The organism is Mobilicoccus pelagius NBRC 104925 (assembly GCF_000247995.1).
Taxonomy (GTDB): domain Bacteria; phylum Actinomycetota; class Actinomycetes; order Actinomycetales; family Dermatophilaceae; genus Mobilicoccus; species Mobilicoccus pelagius.
This window is the reverse complement of sequence record NZ_BAFE01000052.1, coordinates 68,304-84,677: the sequence shown is the minus strand read 5'-3', so window position 1 is coordinate 84,677 and position 16,374 is coordinate 68,304. Positions and strand designations below refer to the sequence as shown.

The 16,374-nt window shown below is 73.3% G+C and carries 15 protein-coding genes; 7 read left to right on the top strand and 8 right to left on the bottom strand.

What is annotated here, in order from left to right; all coding sequences use genetic code 11:
* Window positions 1-191 precede the first annotated feature (191 nt).
* On the bottom strand, window positions 192-3,428 hold the full coding sequence (locus tag MOPEL_RS07755) for a UPF0182 family membrane protein (protein ID WP_009482326.1): 3,237 nt from the start codon (window positions 3,426-3,428) through the stop codon (window positions 192-194).
* A 136-nt stretch (window positions 3,429-3,564) separates the two neighbouring features.
* On the opposite strand from MOPEL_RS07755, the gene MOPEL_RS07750 reads away from it, so the two are divergent.
* Window positions 3,565-4,110: a PPA1309 family protein gene (locus tag MOPEL_RS07750; RefSeq protein WP_009482325.1), complete on the top strand. Its 546-nt coding sequence runs from the start codon at window positions 3,565-3,567 to the stop codon at window positions 4,108-4,110.
* A gap of 18 nt (window positions 4,111-4,128) precedes the next feature.
* Here MOPEL_RS07750 and MOPEL_RS07745 read toward each other — a convergent pair whose 3' ends face one another.
* On the bottom strand, window positions 4,129-5,388 hold the full coding sequence (locus MOPEL_RS07745; RefSeq protein WP_009482324.1) for a YlbL family protein: 1,260 nt from the start codon (window positions 5,386-5,388) through the stop codon (window positions 4,129-4,131).
* Window positions 5,385-5,885, bottom strand: a complete 501-nt coding sequence (locus MOPEL_RS07740) for a molybdenum cofactor biosynthesis protein MoaE (RefSeq protein ID WP_083841790.1) — start codon at window positions 5,883-5,885, stop codon at window positions 5,385-5,387. The genes MOPEL_RS07745 and MOPEL_RS07740 overlap by 4 nt, the downstream gene beginning before the upstream one ends.
* 172 nt (window positions 5,886-6,057) lie before the next feature.
* Between MOPEL_RS07740 and MOPEL_RS07735 the strand changes: the two genes are divergently transcribed.
* Both MOPEL_RS07735 and MOPEL_RS07730 read left to right on the top strand, forming a co-directional pair.
* Window positions 6,058-7,647, top strand: coding sequence for a zinc-dependent metalloprotease (locus MOPEL_RS07735; protein WP_009482322.1), 1,590 nt, complete (start codon window positions 6,058-6,060; stop codon window positions 7,645-7,647).
* 11 nt (window positions 7,648-7,658) lie between these two features.
* Window positions 7,659-8,591, top strand: coding sequence for a YwiC-like family protein (locus MOPEL_RS07730; RefSeq protein WP_009482321.1), 933 nt, complete (start codon window positions 7,659-7,661; stop codon window positions 8,589-8,591).
* 3 nt (window positions 8,592-8,594) lie between these two features.
* Here the strand turns inward: MOPEL_RS07730 and MOPEL_RS07725 are convergent, their stop codons facing one another.
* Window positions 8,595-9,182 carry a SprT-like domain-containing protein gene (locus MOPEL_RS07725; RefSeq protein ID WP_040633541.1) on the bottom strand — a complete coding sequence of 196 codons (588 nt, stop codon included), beginning with the start codon at window positions 9,180-9,182 and terminating at the stop codon, window positions 8,595-8,597.
* Window positions 9,183-9,382: 200 nt separating this feature from the next.
* Between MOPEL_RS07725 and MOPEL_RS17205 the strand changes: the two genes are divergently transcribed.
* From MOPEL_RS17205 to MOPEL_RS07715, 3 genes are all read left to right on the top strand, one after another.
* On the top strand, window positions 9,383-9,547 hold the full coding sequence (locus tag MOPEL_RS17205; RefSeq protein ID WP_009482319.1) for a DUF5679 domain-containing protein: 165 nt from the start codon (window positions 9,383-9,385) through the stop codon (window positions 9,545-9,547).
* Window positions 9,548-9,839: 292 nt separating this feature from the next.
* A complete protein-coding gene (locus MOPEL_RS07720; RefSeq protein WP_009482318.1) occupies window positions 9,840-10,868 on the top strand; it encodes a hypothetical protein in 1,029 nt (342 codons plus the stop codon).
* 4 nt (window positions 10,869-10,872) lie between these two features.
* On the top strand, window positions 10,873-12,195 hold the full coding sequence (locus MOPEL_RS07715) for an ABC1 kinase family protein (RefSeq protein WP_040633486.1): 1,323 nt from the start codon (window positions 10,873-10,875) through the stop codon (window positions 12,193-12,195).
* A gap of 193 nt (window positions 12,196-12,388) precedes the next feature.
* Here the strand turns inward: MOPEL_RS07715 and MOPEL_RS17665 are convergent, their stop codons facing one another.
* The 4 genes from MOPEL_RS17665 to MOPEL_RS07700 form a co-directional block, all read right to left on the bottom strand.
* Window positions 12,389-12,529: a hypothetical protein gene (locus MOPEL_RS17665; protein WP_169316296.1), complete on the bottom strand. Its 141-nt coding sequence runs from the start codon at window positions 12,527-12,529 to the stop codon at window positions 12,389-12,391.
* Between the two features lie 266 nt (window positions 12,530-12,795).
* Window positions 12,796-13,062, bottom strand: a complete 267-nt coding sequence (locus MOPEL_RS07710) for a WhiB family transcriptional regulator (protein WP_009482316.1) — start codon at window positions 13,060-13,062, stop codon at window positions 12,796-12,798.
* 107 nt (window positions 13,063-13,169) lie between these two features.
* Window positions 13,170-13,346 (bottom strand): hypothetical protein, encoded by a 177-nt coding sequence (locus tag MOPEL_RS17660; RefSeq protein ID WP_009482315.1) that lies wholly within the window; start codon window positions 13,344-13,346, stop codon window positions 13,170-13,172.
* Window positions 13,347-13,738: 392 nt separating this feature from the next.
* Window positions 13,739-15,883 (bottom strand): ATP-dependent DNA helicase UvrD2, encoded by a 2,145-nt coding sequence (locus tag MOPEL_RS07700; RefSeq protein ID WP_009482314.1) that lies wholly within the window; start codon window positions 15,881-15,883, stop codon window positions 13,739-13,741.
* Window positions 15,884-16,095: 212 nt separating this feature from the next.
* Between MOPEL_RS07700 and MOPEL_RS07695 the strand changes: the two genes are divergently transcribed.
* On the top strand, window positions 16,096-16,371 hold the full coding sequence (locus MOPEL_RS07695) for a glutaredoxin domain-containing protein (protein WP_009482313.1): 276 nt from the start codon (window positions 16,096-16,098) through the stop codon (window positions 16,369-16,371).
* Window positions 16,372-16,374: the final 3 nt, after the last annotated feature.

Here is a 16,374-nt window from a genome sequence, read left to right as displayed (position 1 = left end):
TGAACACCACTCTACCCCCTGATGCTCATCAGTCCAAATCGAGCGATCCACACCTCCCGCAGGGCCGCCCGAGCGCCCGCTTGCGGCGGTCGTTCCTCGTGTCGCCCCCGACGTGACACGACCGCCGTGACGGGCCCCGTCAGGCCCCGTCACGGCGGTCGCTCCCGCGGTATCGGATCCGCGGTATCGGGTCAGCGTGCGGGCGTCGAGCTCGGCGAGGAGGCCGGGGCCGACGGCGAGGCCGACGGGTCGCCCTCGACGTGCACCGATCCGCCCTCGGGCTGGAGCGCGACGGCCCGCTGAATCGCCTCGTCGAGCTTCTTCTGCGCCTCGCCGTAGGCCGCCCAGTCGCCCTTCTTCATCGCGGCCTTGCCGGCCTCGTACTGGGCCCGCGCCTGGTCGAGCGCCGTCTTGAGCTCCTGCGGCTTGGTCGCCCCGCCCGACGGCGAGGGCGACGCACCCGGCTTGGGTGCCGCCGCGACGCCCGTGTCACCGGCCTTGGCACCCGAGTCGCCCTTGAAGAGCTGGTCGAGCGCCTTGTCGAGCGTGGACGCCCAGGCGATGTCGTTGCCGAAGGAGACGACGACGGCCTGGAGCCGCGGGTACGTCGACCCGGCGACACCACTCACGTACTCGGGCTGGACGTAGAGCAGACCGCCGCCGACGGGCAACGTGAGGAGGTTGCCCTTGTGGACGCGGGAGCCGCCCTGGCCGTTGATGTTGAGGAACTGGCTCAGGGTGAGGCCGAAGTCGTCGGAGTTCGCGTTCGCGGAGTCGATGCGGTTCTGCACCTGCGTCGGGCCGGGCACGTTCGTCGAGCTCGGCAGGTCGAGGAGCCGCATCCTGCCATACCCCTCACGCCGGGTGCCGGCCTGGGAGCCGGCATCGGAGTCGACGGCGAGGAACCCGGTGAGGTACGGCCGGTCGGTCCCGACGGGCGAGAACGACGTCGTGAGGCTGAACGAGGGCTTCTTCTCCCCCGGCATCGCGATCGAGAGGTAGTACGGCGGCTGGTCGGGCAGACCGGCCTGGCGTGGGTCGCCCGCCGTCGGGTCCTCCGGCACCTTCCAGTACTCACCACCGGTGTAGAAGCCGTTGGGGTCGGTGATGTGGTACTTCGTGATGATGTCGCGCTGCACCTTGAAGAGGTCCTCCGGGTAGCGCATGTGCGACATGAGCTGGCCGCTGATCTCCGACATCGGTCGCACCGTCTCGGAGAACGCCCCGCTCCACGCCTTGAGCATCGGGTCCTCGTCGTCCCACGCGTAGAGGCGGATCTCGCCGGTGTAGGCGTCGACGGTGGCCTTGACGGAGTTGCGGATGTAGTTGACCTCGCCGGAGCGGACGGCCGAGACGCTCTGCGCCCGCGTCGTCACGGCGTCGGTCGTCGCGTTCTCCAGCGGGATGAGCTGGCTGTACGGGTAGTTCGCCGACGTCGTGTATCCGTCGAGGATCCACTGGACGCGACCGTCGACGACCGCCGGGTAGGCGTTGCCGTCGAGGGTGAGCCACGGCGCGACCCGCTCGACGCGCTCCCGGGGGGTGCGGTGGTCGAGCATCGTCGAGTAGTCGCCGACCTGGTCGGACAGGATGATGCGGTACTCGCGGTACTTGATCGCGTAGGCGATGCGCTTGAAGACGTTGTTCATGCGCACACCGCCGCCCCCGGCGTAGGTGTTCTTCTGCTCGCCCTTGGCCGACTGGTAGTCGAGCTCGCGGTCGGACTCCCCCTCGCCGCGCCCGACGATCGAGTACTCCTGGGACCGCTCGCCGAAGTAGATGCGCGGCTCGAAGTCGCCGAGCTCGCCGCGCGGCGGGATGTCGCGGACGTAGTAGTTGGGTTCGCCGTCGCTCGTCTGCTTGTTGCCGTAGGCGGCGACGACGCCGTACCCGTGGGTGTAGACGGTGTGGTCGTTGACCCAGTTGCGCTGGGGGACGCCGTTGAGGTCGAGCTCGCGCGCGGCGATGACGGTGTCGCGCGTCTGATTCTCGACGTCGTACCGGTCGACGTCGAGGACGTCGGGGAAGCCGTAGTAGCGGCGCAGACCCTGCGTCTGTGTGAACGTGCGGGAGACGATCGTCGGGTCGAGGAGGCGGATGCCCGGCACCGTCGCAGCGTCCTGCCGCAGCTGGCCCGGGGAGGCCTGGGTCTGGGCGTTGTACTCCTGCTTGGCGATGCCGTCGATGCCGTAGGCGTGCCGGGTGGCCTCGATGTTCTTGCGGATGAAGTCGGCCTCGAGCCCCTGCTCGGAGGGGACGACCTTGAGGCTCTGCACCGCCGCCGGGTAGAGACTCCCGACGACGACGGAGGTGACGACGAGCATCGCGAGCGCGATCATGGGGAGCCGCCAGGAGTGGCTCCAGATCGTCGCGACGAAGAGGCCGGCGCAGATGAGCGCGGCGATCGCGAGGACGGCCTTCGTGGGCAGCACCGCGTACTGGTCGGTGTACTGCAGACCGGTGATCCACTTGCCGCGCTTGGTCGTGAGGGCGTACCGCTCGACCCAGTACGACACGGCACGCAGGAGGACGAGCACCGCGGCGAGCACCGAGAGGTGGATGCGGGCCGCCCGCGTCGTGTGCGGGCCCGCCGCGCCGAGCTGGAGACCGCCGTAGATGTAGTGGGTGACCGTCGCCGTGACGAGCGCGAGGACGAGCGCCATCGTGCCGAAGGACACGAGGAACTGCAGCAGCGGCAGCGTGAAGACGAAGAACCCGATGTCCATCCCGAACGTCGGGTCCTGCCGGCCGAACGGCTGAGCGTTGAGCCAGAGGAGGATCTTCTGCCACTGCGCGGCGGCGGCGAGGCCGGCGAACGACCCGAAGATCAGCGGGGCGACGACGAGTCCGCCGCGGCGCAGCGGGTCGAGGACCTCGCGGTACCGGTCCATAGCCTCCTGCTGGGGTGTGGACGGCGCGTACACGGGGCGGGTGCGGTAGGCGACGACGAGCGACGCGGCGACGAGCCCACCGACGAGGAGCGCCCCGACGAGGAACGTGCCGAGCTGCGCACCGAGCTTGGTCCAGAAGACCCCCGAGTAGCCCGTCGAGGCGTACCAGAGGATGTCCGTCCAGAAATGGGTGAGCGCCGCGAACGCCGCGAGGACGACGAGGACGATCGCCGCGGTGAGTCCGGCACGGCTGGGGCGTCGGGGCATCGTCGCGGTGGCGCCGCCGAAGCGACGGTTACCGAATCCGCCGGCACCGAACCGACGTGCGCCGTCGTCGTCACCGGGGCCTCCGGGGCCGTCCGCCCCGCCGGGACCACCCGGCCCTCCCGGGCCGCCGGGGCCTCCCGGGCCGCCGGGGCCTCCCGGGCCGCCGGGGGAACCACCGCCCCCGAAGGGGCCGAATCCTCCGAACCCGCCACCGGCGTCGTCGCGTCCTGCGCCGCCGCCCTGCGGTCCGCCGGGGGTCTGCTCACTCACGCCGTCTCCACCTGTCCTGTTCGCCCGTGCGGGCTGTCCTCGATGTGGCCCCCACGGTACCGAGGGGATCCGACAACCCTGTCACCCAACGCGCGCCGGTTGCGGCCGGGTTCCCGACGTTTGGCATGCTGGCCGAGTGAGCGAGATCGTCAACGTCCTCCCGCCCCTCTACGAGTGCGCCCTCGAGGCCGAGAAGTACGTCGCGGCCGGGGGCTGGGACCAGCCCCTGCGCCTCTTCGCCCTCGTCGACGCCGCCCGGTTCGCCGAGGCCGAACCGGGCCTCGCCGGCCGCCTCGAGGAGGCCCGCGGCGAGGAGGTGGAGCCCGGAACGGCGTTCGTCACCGTCGAGCAGGAGGACCTCCCTCCGCACGAGGACGTCGAGGAACTCCTCGCGCAGCTCGCGTGGCCGGCCGAGGTCGACGGGGTCGCCGTCGCAGTCGAGCGCGTCGTCCTCCCCCCGGAGGCCGAGGCCGGCCTCCCCGAGGACCCGGCGGCCGCCGCCCGCGCCTCCCTCGAGCACCCCGACAGGGCCGACATCCGTCTCCTCGCCGCGGTGACCCGCGACGGCGAGCGGGTGTGCCTCGTGCGTCAGCGTGCCCACGACTCCGACGACAAGGTCGCGGTGGGCTCGGAGATCGCTCCGGGCCTGCTCGACGCGCTCGCCGCGACGCTCGAGGACTGACCCGCTCCCGCGCACCCGTCAGCCGGCCGGGCACGCGGGAAGGGTGTTCCCCTTGCCCGCTGCGATCGATTCGACGGCGTCGAGCGCCTCGTCGAAGGTTGTCACCGGGGTGACGACGAGTCCGGCGGGGACGTGGCCGACGACCTCGCCGCAGTTGGTCCGCGGCGCGAGGAACCAGCCGGCACCCGCATCCTTCGCGCCCTGGAGCTTTTGCTCGATGCCGCCGATCGGTCCGACCCTCCCCGTCGAGTCGAGCGTTCCGGTACCGGCGATGCGCCGCCCGCCCGTGAGCGCGCCGGGCGTGAGGGTGTCGTAGATGCCGAGGCCGAACATCATCCCCGCCGACGGGCCGCCGACGTCACCGGCGTGGATGGCGACGTCGACGCCGAACGAGAATGTCGGCTGCACGAGGATGCCGACGAGCCGACGCTTCTCGCGTACGACGGGCGTGAGCGTGAGTGTGCGCTCCTTCCCTCCGCGCAGGACGGTGAGCCGCACCGGTCCGGTCGTCTTCTGGATGTGCGCGGTGATGTCGGCGGCGTGCGCCACCGGCCGCCCGTCGACGGCCGTGACGACGTCGCCCTTCTCGACGACGCCCTCGGCCGGACCGTCGGGGAGCACCCGCGCGACGACGGCCCTCTCGGTGACGGGCCGCCCGACGCGACGCAGCGCGACGGCGACGGCCTCCTGCTGCGAGTCGGTCATCGCGGCGGTGTTCTCGTCGCGCACCTGTTTCTCGGAGACCTGCGGCGGGTAGACGACGGACTCGCGCATGAGCTCGGCCCGTGGGTCGACGAACGCGACGCCGACGTCCCACGCGTTCGGTCGGCGCCCCGGCCCGCCGTACTGGGCGACGGTCGTGAAGAACAACGATCCGCTGGTCGGGTACGTCTTCGCGCCCGCGACGGTGACGACGGGCGCCCCGTCCTCGGGGGTACCGAGGACGTCGACCGCCGGTCCCGGCCGGAGGATGACGAAGGGCAACGTGACGAACTGGGCGACGAGGCCCAGGAGCACGAGGAGGAACAGGAAACCCGACAGCGACCGCCCCACGAGGGGCCGGCGCCGCCGGGGCGCACGCGTCGAGCCGGCACCGATGGTCTCGCCGTGCGTGCCCTCGCGGACGTGGTCGTGCTCGTCCGCGTCGTGGTCGTGGTCGTGGTCGTGGGCGTCGCGGCCCACGTGGGCAGCGGAGTCGTCGGGAGGCCCGTCGGAACGTCCGTCGGGATGCGCGGCACCGGCGTCCTCGGCCGAGGTCGCGCGGGGGCGGCGCCTCACGGGGTGCCCACCCACTCGTCGCTGCCGTCGTCGAAGAGCTGGTGCTTCCAGATGGGGACCTCGGCCTTGAGGTCGTCGATGAGGGCGCGGCACGCCTCGAACGCCTCGCCGCGGTGTTCGGCCCCGACGGCGAGGACGACCGCGAGGTCGCCGACGTCGAGGTGACCGGTGCGGTGGACCGCTGCCACCGTGACGACCCCGTCGCGCCGCAGCGTCGCCTGGACGAGGCGGGTGAGGGCGTCGGTCGCGGTGGGGTGTGCGGAGTAGTCGAGGCCGTCGACGCCCTTGCCGTCGTCGTGGTTGCGGACGACGCCGAGGAACGTGACGACACCACCGACCCGCGGGTGGGTGACGGCGGCGAGCACCTCGTCGACGGAGAGCGGCTCCTCGCGCACCCCGACGAGCGGGCGCGCCGCCCCGTCGGCCGCCGCGGCGGCGTCGTGGCCCTCGGTGGCGTCGGTGGTGGCGGGCATCCCGCCGGAGATCGGCTCGCCCATGATGGCTCCCGTCGTCGCGTGGTCGGCGTGCACGCAGCGGGGCGGGACTCGGCCCCGTGGGAATCGCCATGCGGGACATCGGTGTCGTCGTCGCATCCGATCCGCGGGAACCTCACGGCCCCGTGCGTGGTTGAGTGGAGGAGAACAGTGTCTCAGGCGACAAGGAGTCCTGATGTCCAACCCGTCCCACCCGAACGAGCCGGAACAGCCCGACCTCGGCAAGCTGTTCGAACAGCTGCTCGGCGGCGGGGATCCGGCGATGGCCGACGCGCTCAAGTCGATGGGCCTCGACCGGGTCGACCCGTCGATGATGGCGATGCTCGCCGGTCAGCTCCAGGCGATGTTCGCCGCTCCCGCCGACGGTGGCGTCGATCTCGACATGTGTGCCGACGTCGCCCGCAAGACGGTCGCGGCGGAGGGAGGTGACGCGGTCGTCTCCGAGGCGCAGCGTCGCGCAGCCCAGGAGGCCGGTCACGTCGCGCAGCTGTGGCTCGACGAGGTCACGTCGTTCGCCGCCCCGTCCGGCCCCGTCAAGGCGTGGAGCCGCGCCGAGTGGGTCGCCGAGACGATGCCGATGTGGGGCCGTCTCGTCTCCCCCGTCGCCGAGGGCGTCACCTCGGCGACGACGTCGGCCCTCAAGAGCCAGCTCGACCAGCTCGGCGACGGCGGTCTGCCCGAAGGGATGTCGCTGCCGGGGATGCCGCCCGGCATGGGGCTCCCGCCGGGCATGGACCTCTCGTCGATGCTCGGCCAGATGGAGCCGATGCTCGCCCGCATGAGCAGTTCGATGTTCGGCGCCCAGATCGGCCGCGCCGTCGGCCTCCTCGCCGGGGAGGTCCTCACCGGCACCGAGGTCGGGCTCCCCCTCGTCGAGGGAGGCGTCGTCGTCCTCCCCGTCAACATCGTGGCGTTCGCTGAGGGCCTCGAGGTCGACGAGCCGCAGGTGCAGCTCTACATGGCCGTCCGCGAGGCCGCGCGCGTGCGTCTCTTCAGCGGCGCGCCGTGGCTCGGCCCGCAGCTCGTCACGGCCGTGCAGCAGTACGCCCGCGACATCCGCATCGACACCGAGGGCATCGAGGCGAAGATCTCCTCGATCGACCCGACCGATCCCGCGGCGATGCAGGAAGCGCTCGGCAACTCGCTCTTCTCGACCGAGAAGAGCGACGCCCAGAAGGCGGCGCTCACCCGCCTCGAGACCCTCCTCGCGCTCGTCGAGGGATGGGTCGACGTCGTCACCGAACGCGCGACCTCCGGGCACCTGCCCCAGGCGGCGGCCCTCGGCGAGGCCGTGCGGCGTCGACGCGCGACCGGTGGCGTCTCCGAGCAGATCTTCGGCCAGCTCGTCGGCCTCGAGATGCGTCCCCGTCGCCTCCGCGACGCCGCCAACCTCTGGTCGGCGCTCGAGGGCGCCTCCGACGCGGCCGGACGCGACGCCGCCTGGGCACACCCCGACGTCGCCCCCGGCGCCGAGGACCTCGACGACCCGATCGGGTTCGTCCAGCGCACCCTCGGGCCGGAGCGCACCGAACTCTCCGACGACCTCGACGCCGCCCTCGAGGCGATCCTCTCCGGCGAGGACTCCCGTCGTCAGGCCGAGAGCGCCGACGCCGAGGGCCCCGTCGACGCCGGCCCGTGGCCGACGAACGCGGGCTCCGACGGGCCCGGCACCCGTCCCGCCGACGCCCACGATGCAGACACGGACTCCGACGGGCCCGATGATTCCGGCGACGCCGGACAGGGCGCCCCGGGCTCCCGCGCCTGACGAGGATCACCGTGACCGAGCGCGACGCCCCCGCCTCCCGGCCCACCCGCTCCCCCGCACGCACCCCGCGGGGTGAGGCGGGCCGGGAGGCGGCGTCACGTCCGGCGCGCGTCGACGCCCCCGCCTGCCGAGCCGGGTCGCGCCCCACGCCCCGTGGTGGACCCCGCGCCTCGTCCCGGGCCGCGTGGATCCCCAAGCAGCACGGCGCCTGGGCGATGCTCGCCGTGCCGTTCCTCGTCGGCGTCGTGCGTAGCGGGCTCGCGTGGCCGCAGATCCCCCTCGGCATCGCCTGGCTCGTCGGCTATCTCGGGTTCGCCGCCGCCGGACTGTGGCTCCGCTCCCGGCGCCGCCGCGCGTACCTCACGCCGGTCCTTGTCTACGGCGGCGTGAGCCTCCTCGGGGGCCTCGCCGCCCTGGCGCTGCGCCCCGGACTCCTCCTCTGGGCGCCGATCTACGCACCGTTCGCCGCGGTGAGCCTCTGGTTCTCCGCACGCCGGGCCGACCGCGCTCTCACGAACGACATCGTGACGATCGTCGCCGCGAGCCTCATGACGCTCGTCGCCGCGAGCGCCGGACGTCTCGGCTCCGTCGCCGCGGCTCTCCGCGACGGCCCGTTGCTCGGCGCCACGCTCGCGCTCGCCGTCTACTTCGTCGGCACGAGCCTCTACGTCAAGACACTGATTCGGGAGCGCGCCTCCCACGGGTACAAGGTCGCCTCGATCGCCTACCACGCGACGTCGACGGCCCTCGCGGCGTCGCTCCCGTTCCTCGTCCCCGTCTCCCACCGGCCGCCGGCGGGCGTGCATGTCGGCCTCGTCGTGTTCTTCGCGGTGACGACGGTGCGCGCGGCGGTCCTCGCCGGGCGACGCATCCGCCCGATGAAGGTCGGCCTCGGCGAACTCGCCCTCTCGGCCGCGCTCGCCACGCTCCTGCTCCTCTGGTGAGCCTCAGGGGGTGAGGGCACGCTCCTGCGCGTGAGCGACGCCGTCGAGGAACCCCCGCGCCCGCTCGAGCGCCGGGTAGACCTCGAGCTCGGCCCAGAACTCCGGCCCGTGGTCGGGCACGAGCAGGTGCACGAGCTCGTGGAGGAGGACGTAGTCGAGCACGTCCTCGGGCAGGTTCCGCGCCGCCTCGGAGATGCGGATCTCCCCCGTCGCCGGGGTGCACGACCCCCACCGGCGCTGCTGGCGGCTGCTCCACCGCACCGCCGTCGGCCTGGCACGACCACCGAGATACCGGTCGGCGAGCGCGGTCGCCCTGGCCTCGAGTTCGGCGTCCCCCGCGGGCCCCCGTCGGTCCCGGCTGCGGATGCGGCGCGCGAGCTGCTCGACGAGTCGGCGTTCGTCCGCCCCGCTGAGCGCGTCGGGAACCATGACGACGACCCGTCCCTCCTCGAGGCGGCCGCTCACCGTGCGGCGGCGACGGGTGCTCCGGCGGATCGTCACGGTCTCGCCGTCGACGACCTGCGTGTCGGTCCGCACCCCACGCGTGGGTCGGAGGGCCGCGGGACGGGACGGGGCGGAACCGGTGGGCATGGGCGAACGGTAACGCCCGCGTCCCGCGAGCACGACCCGACGACCCCGCGCAGGCACCCCTCGATCACTCCTGCGCAACGCGCTCACCTGCACGGACGCCACGCCGAACTTTGCCGATACGCGTGCTGGTCCACCGCTGCTCTAGGGTAGGCACCTGGTCCGGGCCGCACCCGCGGCCCCGCACGACAAGGAGACCCCACATGACCGACACCGGCGAGACCTACAAGGGCGAGTTCTACTGCGTCAAGTGCAAGGAGAAGCGCGAGACGGAGGGCAACGTCGTCGAGTCCAACGGTCGCCGCATGGCCAAGGGCACCTGCCCGGTGTGCAGCACCAAGCTCAACCGGATCCTCGGCAAGGCCTGAGGCACGCACGGCAGGACCACCGGTGCGGGGCGACCCGACACCGGTGACGAACGGGGTGGCACGCGCGGGGGGCGCGACCACCCCGTCGTCATGTCCGCACCAGGCCCGCACCGGGTCCTGACGGCGCGATCCAGACGGGTTGTCACGGTGCGATCCAGACGGGTCGCCGCCGGCGTGGCTGTGGACGACGGACACCACGGCGGCCTGCCCGCGGCCGACACTGGGTCCTCCCGCCGACGGAGGATCCGCGCTCCGCAGGCGGGCCATCTGCCGCCGTCCGCGAAGGAGACCGGTGTTCCCGTCACTGCCACCCCACGTCCCCCTCCTCCGGCGCGGCCCCGCCGAGCTCCAGCTCGGCCTCGAACCCGACGGCGTCGTCCTCGACGGGCTCACCACGACCGAGATCTCCGTCCTCACCGGCCTCGACGGATCGTCACCGCTCAAGGTCGCCGCTGCCCGCACCGGGCGGTCGGCCGCACGGTTCTCCGCCCTCGTCGAAGACCTCGCCGCCCGTGGGCTCGTCGACGACGCCCACGCCACACCCGCCGTCGGACGCACGGTCGCCATCGACGGGGAGGGCGCGACGACGACGCTCCTCGCCGACCTGCTCCGCGCCGAGGGCGTCCACGTCGTCCACGGCCGCGCGGTGCTCGACGACCTCGACCTCGCCCTCCGCGGCAGGCGGCCGACGCTCGTCGGGGACCACGTCGACGTCCTCGTCCGGGTCGCCGCAGGCGCGCTCTCCCCCGTCGCCGCCCGGCACGACGGTGTCGAATGTCTGCCCGTCCTCGTCCGGCACCGTTCCGTCACGGTCGGTCCGCTCGTCACGCACGACGGCCCGTGTCTGTTCTGCCTCGACCTCACCCGTGCGGACGACGATCCCTGGTGGGGGCACGTCCTCGCCCAGGTCGAGCACCTGCGCGAACCCGCCGATCCGTCACCGGCGACGGTCCTCGCCGCCTCCCTCGCGTGTGCGCGTCTCCTCGACCGCTTCACCTCCCCGCCCGGTCGCACCTCGGTCGCGGAGTCGACGACCGTCCTCCTTCCCGGCGGACGCTCCCGTCACCGGGAGTGGCGTCGCCATCCCCGTTGCCCCCGACACGACGACGCACACGACGTCGGCGGCTCGTCGCCCCCGCCCGTCGCAGGGGCCGACCCCGGCAGGTGTGGGAGAGGCGGCGCCGACGGTGGCACGCCTGGCACGCCGGGCTGCGCGACGAGCGGCAGCACGGGTGTGGCGGGCTCCACCGCCCGCGACACGCGGCGGGCACCCCATGCGCGCCACCGGTCAGGACGAATCCAGCCGCGGGCCCCACAATGACACCGTGAGCGAACCACCCCGGCGGGGATTCACCCGCACCGCACGACTGGCCTCTCTGCCCCTCGGCATGGCCGGGCGGGCCGCCGTGGGCGCCGGCCGCCGCCTCTCCGGCACCCCCGCCGAAGAGGTCGCCCTCCGTCTCCAGACCCAGGCCGCCGAGCAGCTCTTCAGCGTCCTCGGCGAGCTCAAGGGTGGGGCGATGAAGGTCGGGCAGGCGATGTCGATCTTCGAGGCCGCGATGCCCGAGGACCTCGCCGCGCCGTACCGCGCCGCCCTCACGAGGCTGCAGGACGCGGCACCGCCGATGCCCACCGAGACCGTCCACCGCGTCCTCGGCGAGAACCTCGGCCCGCGCTGGCGCACGAAGTTCCGCGAGTTCGACGACACCCCCGTTGCCTCGGCCTCCATCGGCCAGGTGCACCGCGCCGTGTGGAAGGACGGCCGCGTCGTCGCCGTCAAGGCCCAGTACCCCGGTGCCGGCCCCGCCCTCGTCGGCGATTTCCGCCGCCTCGCACGCGTCACCCGCATGTCGGCCTCGTGGTTGCCCGGCCTCGACCTCGGACCGCTGCTGGACGAGTTCGTCGGCCGCGTCGAGGAGGAACTCGACTACGGACGCGAGGCCGCGAACCAGAAGGTCTTCGCCGAGGTGTTCGACGGGGACCCCGACGTCGCCGTCCCCGCCGTCGTCCACCACGGCCCCACCCTCCTCGTCACCGAGTGGCTCGACGGCACCCCGCTGTCCCGGATCATCGCCGAGGGCACCGACGAGCAACGCGACCTCGCCGCCACCCGCTACCTCGAGTTCCACGTCGCCGCCCCGGCCCGCGCGCGGCTCCTCCACGCCGACCCGCACCCCGGCAACTTCCGTCTCCTCGACGACGGCCGGCTCGGGGTCATGGACTTCGGCGCCGTCGACCGCCTCCCGGGCGGGTTGCCGCCCGTCATCGGTCGACTCCTCTCCCGCGCGCTCGAGGACGATGCCGAGAGCGTGCTCGCCGGGCTCCGCGAGGAGGGCTTCGTGCGTCCGCACATCGACGTCGACGCCGACGAACTCCTCGACGTCATCGACCCGTTCATCGACCCGCTGCGCGTCCCCGAGTTCTGCTTCACGCGGGACTGGCTGCGCACCCACGCCGAGCGGTACCGCGACCCGCGATCCGTCGACTTCCGCACGAGCCTGCGGCTCAACCTGCCGCCGGACTACATGATGATCGAGCGCGTCTGGGCGGGCGGCATCGGCGTCCTCTGCCAGATCGACGGGGTCGTCCCCGCCCGCGCCGTCCTCGCGAACGGCCTCCCCGGCGCGGAGTTCGGCCCGATGCCCTGAGTCGCCGATCCCGCCGGCGATTCCCCCACGCACGAGAAGGCGTCACCGTCCACGACGGACGGTGACGCCTTCTTCTCCCACGATCCGCCTCGGGTCGCTCGGGCGCACGGCGGATCGGCCACGTGCGGGCCGAGCCGGCGCAGCACCTCCCCCCAACGGGCGTCGCGCCGACCGACGGCCGGACACGCGGGCGTCATCGGAGGACCTGGCAGGACGGGCCCACCCCGTGCGGGCCGGGGGCCCACAGGGCGAGCATCGCCCGCTGCTCCCGCACCTCCTCGGAACGGACGGCGGGGGGCCTCGGACGGGCGGCGGACTTCAACCACGACTGCATGACGTCACCTCCTCGGGTGTGTCGGACAGGTGTCGGACGGGTGGTGCGGGACGGGTACGGGTGAACGGGCGTGGACGGACCGGCGGGCACGGACGCCCCGGGCCGAAGGACGGCCACGACCACGCGCGTCGAGGCCCGGTGACGACCGTCCCTGCACCCGGCCGGTCATCGGGGACGGGTGGTCGGACGCCCCGGGGCGGGGACGAAGGCCCGACGACCGGGGCCGGAGTCACGGGTTCAGGCCGCGGCCACGGTCTCGACGCAGGTCACGCCGCGACCTCGGCCTTGCGGGGTCGACCGCGCGGGCGTTTGCGGGCGACGATCCGCCCGGCGACGAGGAGCTGCCCACCCCACACCCCGCAGGGCTCGGCCCGGTCGAGGGCCTCGGCGAGACACCGCTGCGCGAGCGGGCACTCGAGGCAGAGGGCCTTGGCACGTTCGACGTCGTTCGGGGCGTCGGCGAACCAGAGCTCCGCGTCGTGGACACGGCACGGCAGCGAGGAGGAACGGCGAGGGCCGTTGTACTGATGCATCGGAAGAAACCTCGATGGGTCGTCGGGACGTGAGGTCCCGGCAGAGCCTCCGCGGCCGAGCACGGCCGGGGAACTCCGGAAGAACGGGTGCAGAAGGAAGAGCGCGCTCAGTGGCGGGCGCCGAGGAACAGACGCGGACGCACGGCGAGGCCGCGGGGGTCGACGAGACGCGGATGCGCGCCGGTATCGCCGGACGCCGTGGCGACGGCACCGCCGGTGAACTCGACCGCGGCATACTCGGTGCTGCTGAGGATCCAGGTCGTCCTGATGGTGGCGAGGAACATCGTCAACCCCTCCCTTCTGCTCTCGAGGTCTACACATCCGCCCCGGATCGAGGCGTGTCGCTCCGTGGCGACATGACCAGCGTAGGGGGCCCCGTTCGACCCGTGCAACGGAATTAACGCGCAACCTCCGTCCGAGGCCTTCGCAGCCCTCGCAAGGACTCGCGCCGGGCTCGCGCGTAGCCTCGTTCGGCCTCACGCGCGGGCGCCCCCGCGTCGTTCCCGCCGCCCTCCGCGTACGCCGCACGATCCCCCTGATCGCGGGCACGGCGCCCCGGTGGCCGCGCCGGAGGAGGACATCGGACGGCGACACGCGCCACCTGCGAGCGGCGTTCCGCTCCTCCGACCGCCGGCCGGACGCGGACGCGTCGGCCCCTTCCCGAATCGGAATCGGGTCAGTCGCCGGCCGGGTCCTCGCCCGCGACGACGGCGAGGACGTCGTCGCCGTACAACGCGAGCTTGCGCGCCCCGACGCCGCGGATCTTCGAGAGCATCGCACGGTCGGTGGGGCCGTACTGGGCGACGGCCTCCAGGGTCGCGTCGGTGAACACGGCGTACGGGGGGATCTTCACCGCCGAGGCGACGGCGAGCCGCCACTCACGGAGCCGTTCGAAGAGGGCCTCGTCGTACACCGGCGGGCAGTCCTCGCAGCGTCCCCGGGTACGGGAGGTCGCGTCGTGCAGCACCGTGCCGCAGCCTCGGCACACGATGCGGCGGGCACCGGTGCGGGGCGTCCGGCGTCGTTCCGCGGTCGTCGGGGCGGCGCGCGTCCCTCCCCCGCGGGACGCCCGCGCGCCGTCGCCGAGCACCCCGGCAGCGGGCGCGAGGAAGCGTGAGGGGCGCCGGTTGCCGGACCCGCCGGCCGTGCGGGACTGGGCCCACGAGAGGTGCAGCTCGCGCCGGGCACGGGTGAGTCCGACGTAGAGGAGCCGTCGCTCCTCCTCGACCGCTTCGGCGCCCTCGGCCATCGAGATGGGGACGAGCCCCTCGCTCACGCCGACGACGAACACGACGTCCCACTCGAGGCCCTTGGCCGCGTGGAGCGAGGCGAGCGTGACCCCCTGGACGGTGGGGGCGTGCTGGGCGGCGGCGCGCTCGTCGAGGTCGGCGACGAGATCGCGCATCCGGGCGTCCGGATCGGTGCCGACGAGGTCGACGGCGAGCTGGACGAGCGCATCGAGGGACTCCCACTGCTCGCGGACGGCGCCACGCCCCACCGGCGGCTCCGGCGACCACCCCACCGCCGACAGCACGTCGCCGACGGCGTTGGGCAGGGAGACGGCGGGGTCGTCGGCGCGCACGGCGCCGCGGAGGAGGAGGATCCCCCGCTTGACCTCGGGCCGGGAGAAGAACCGTTCGCCACCCCGGACGAGGTAGGGGATACCCGCGTCGGAGAACGCGTCCTCGAGCGCCTCGGACTGCGCGTTCGTGCGGTAGAGCACGGCGATCTCGGCGGCGGGGGTGCCCGCGTCGATGCGACGCTTCGCGGTGGCGGCGACCGCGACCGCCTCTGCCGCGTCGTCGGAGTACGTACTCAGGGTGGGCACCGGCCCCGCCTCGCCCTGCGCGACGAGCCGCCGTGGCGGGCCTCCCGCCCCGGCGAGCACCCGGTTGGCGAGGTCGACGACCTGCGGCGAGCTGCGGTAGTTGCGCGTGAGCTGGACGACCCGGGCCGTCGGGTGCCGGCGGGTGAAGTCCGTGAGGTGCGTCGGCGAGGCGCCGGTGAAGCTGTAGATCGTCTGCGCGGGGTCGCCGACGACGCACACGTCGTGCCGCTGCCCCACCCACAGGTCGAGGAGCCGCTGCTGCACGGCGTTGACGTCCTGGTACTCGTCCACGACGAAGTGGCGGTACTGGCCGCGCACCTCGCGGGCGATCTCCTCCGACTCCGAGAGGATCCCGACCATGAGGAGGAGGACGTCCTCGAAGTCGATGACGCCGCGCGCCGTCTTCGCGTCCTCGTACCGGGTGAGCAGACGTGCCATCGTCTGCGGGTCGACCCCGGCGGTCTCCCGCCCCTCCCGGGCGGCGACCTGCGCGTACGTCTCCTCGGTGAGCATGCTCACCTTGGCCCACTCGATCTCGGCGGCGAGGTCGCGGACGACGGCCCGATCGGTGGCGATGCGCAGCCGGCTCGCCGCCTCGGCCACGATCCCGGCCTTGTGCGACATGATCTCGGGCGCGGCACCCCCGACGGCCCGCGGCCAGAAGTAGTGGAGCTGCCGCAGCGCGGCCGAGTGGAACGTGCGGGCCTGCACCCCCTCGACGCCGAGCCCCCGCAGACGCGTGCGCATCTCGCCCGCGGCCCGCGCCGTGAACGTCACGGCGAGCACTTGCGTGGGTCGATACGCCCCCGAGGCGACCCCGTAGGCGATGCGGTGCGTGATCGCCCGGGTCTTGCCCGATCCGGCACCCGCGAGCACGCACATCGCACCGAGCGGGGAGCTCGCGACCTCCCGCTGATCGGGGTCGAGGGCCGCGAGGACCTCGTCCGGCGAGGCGGGCCCGGCGGGGTGCGGAGGCGGTACGTCGTTCATCATCAGCGATCTTGACAGACGCCCCCGACAGCCCTTCCCCACCGTCCCCACACCCGCTCCCGTCCGGATCAGTTCGCGCCCGTCCGCACCCGCCCGCGCCCGTCCGCCGCCCCCCGCCACCGAGGGACGAGGCCGCGTGCCGGTGTCGGTCGCGCCCACTACAGTGACGGCGTTTCGCCCGGTCCCGGGCGTCCGTCACCTCCCGAGGAGAAGTCATGTCGACGCACCCGGTCGCCCCCGAGCCCGGTTCGGTCACCGTCTACGCCACGTCGTGGTGCCCGTACTGCTCCCGGCTCCTCGCCGACCTCGAGGCAGAGCCGGTGCCGCACACCGTCGTCGACGTCGACACCGCCCCCGACGCGGACGAGGCCTCCGCCGCCGTCGAGCGCATCAACGGCGGCAACCGCGTCGTGCCGACGGTCGTGTTCCCCGACGGCACGACCGCGACGAACCCCTCCCTCGACGACGTCCTCCTCCGCCTCGCGCGCTGAGGC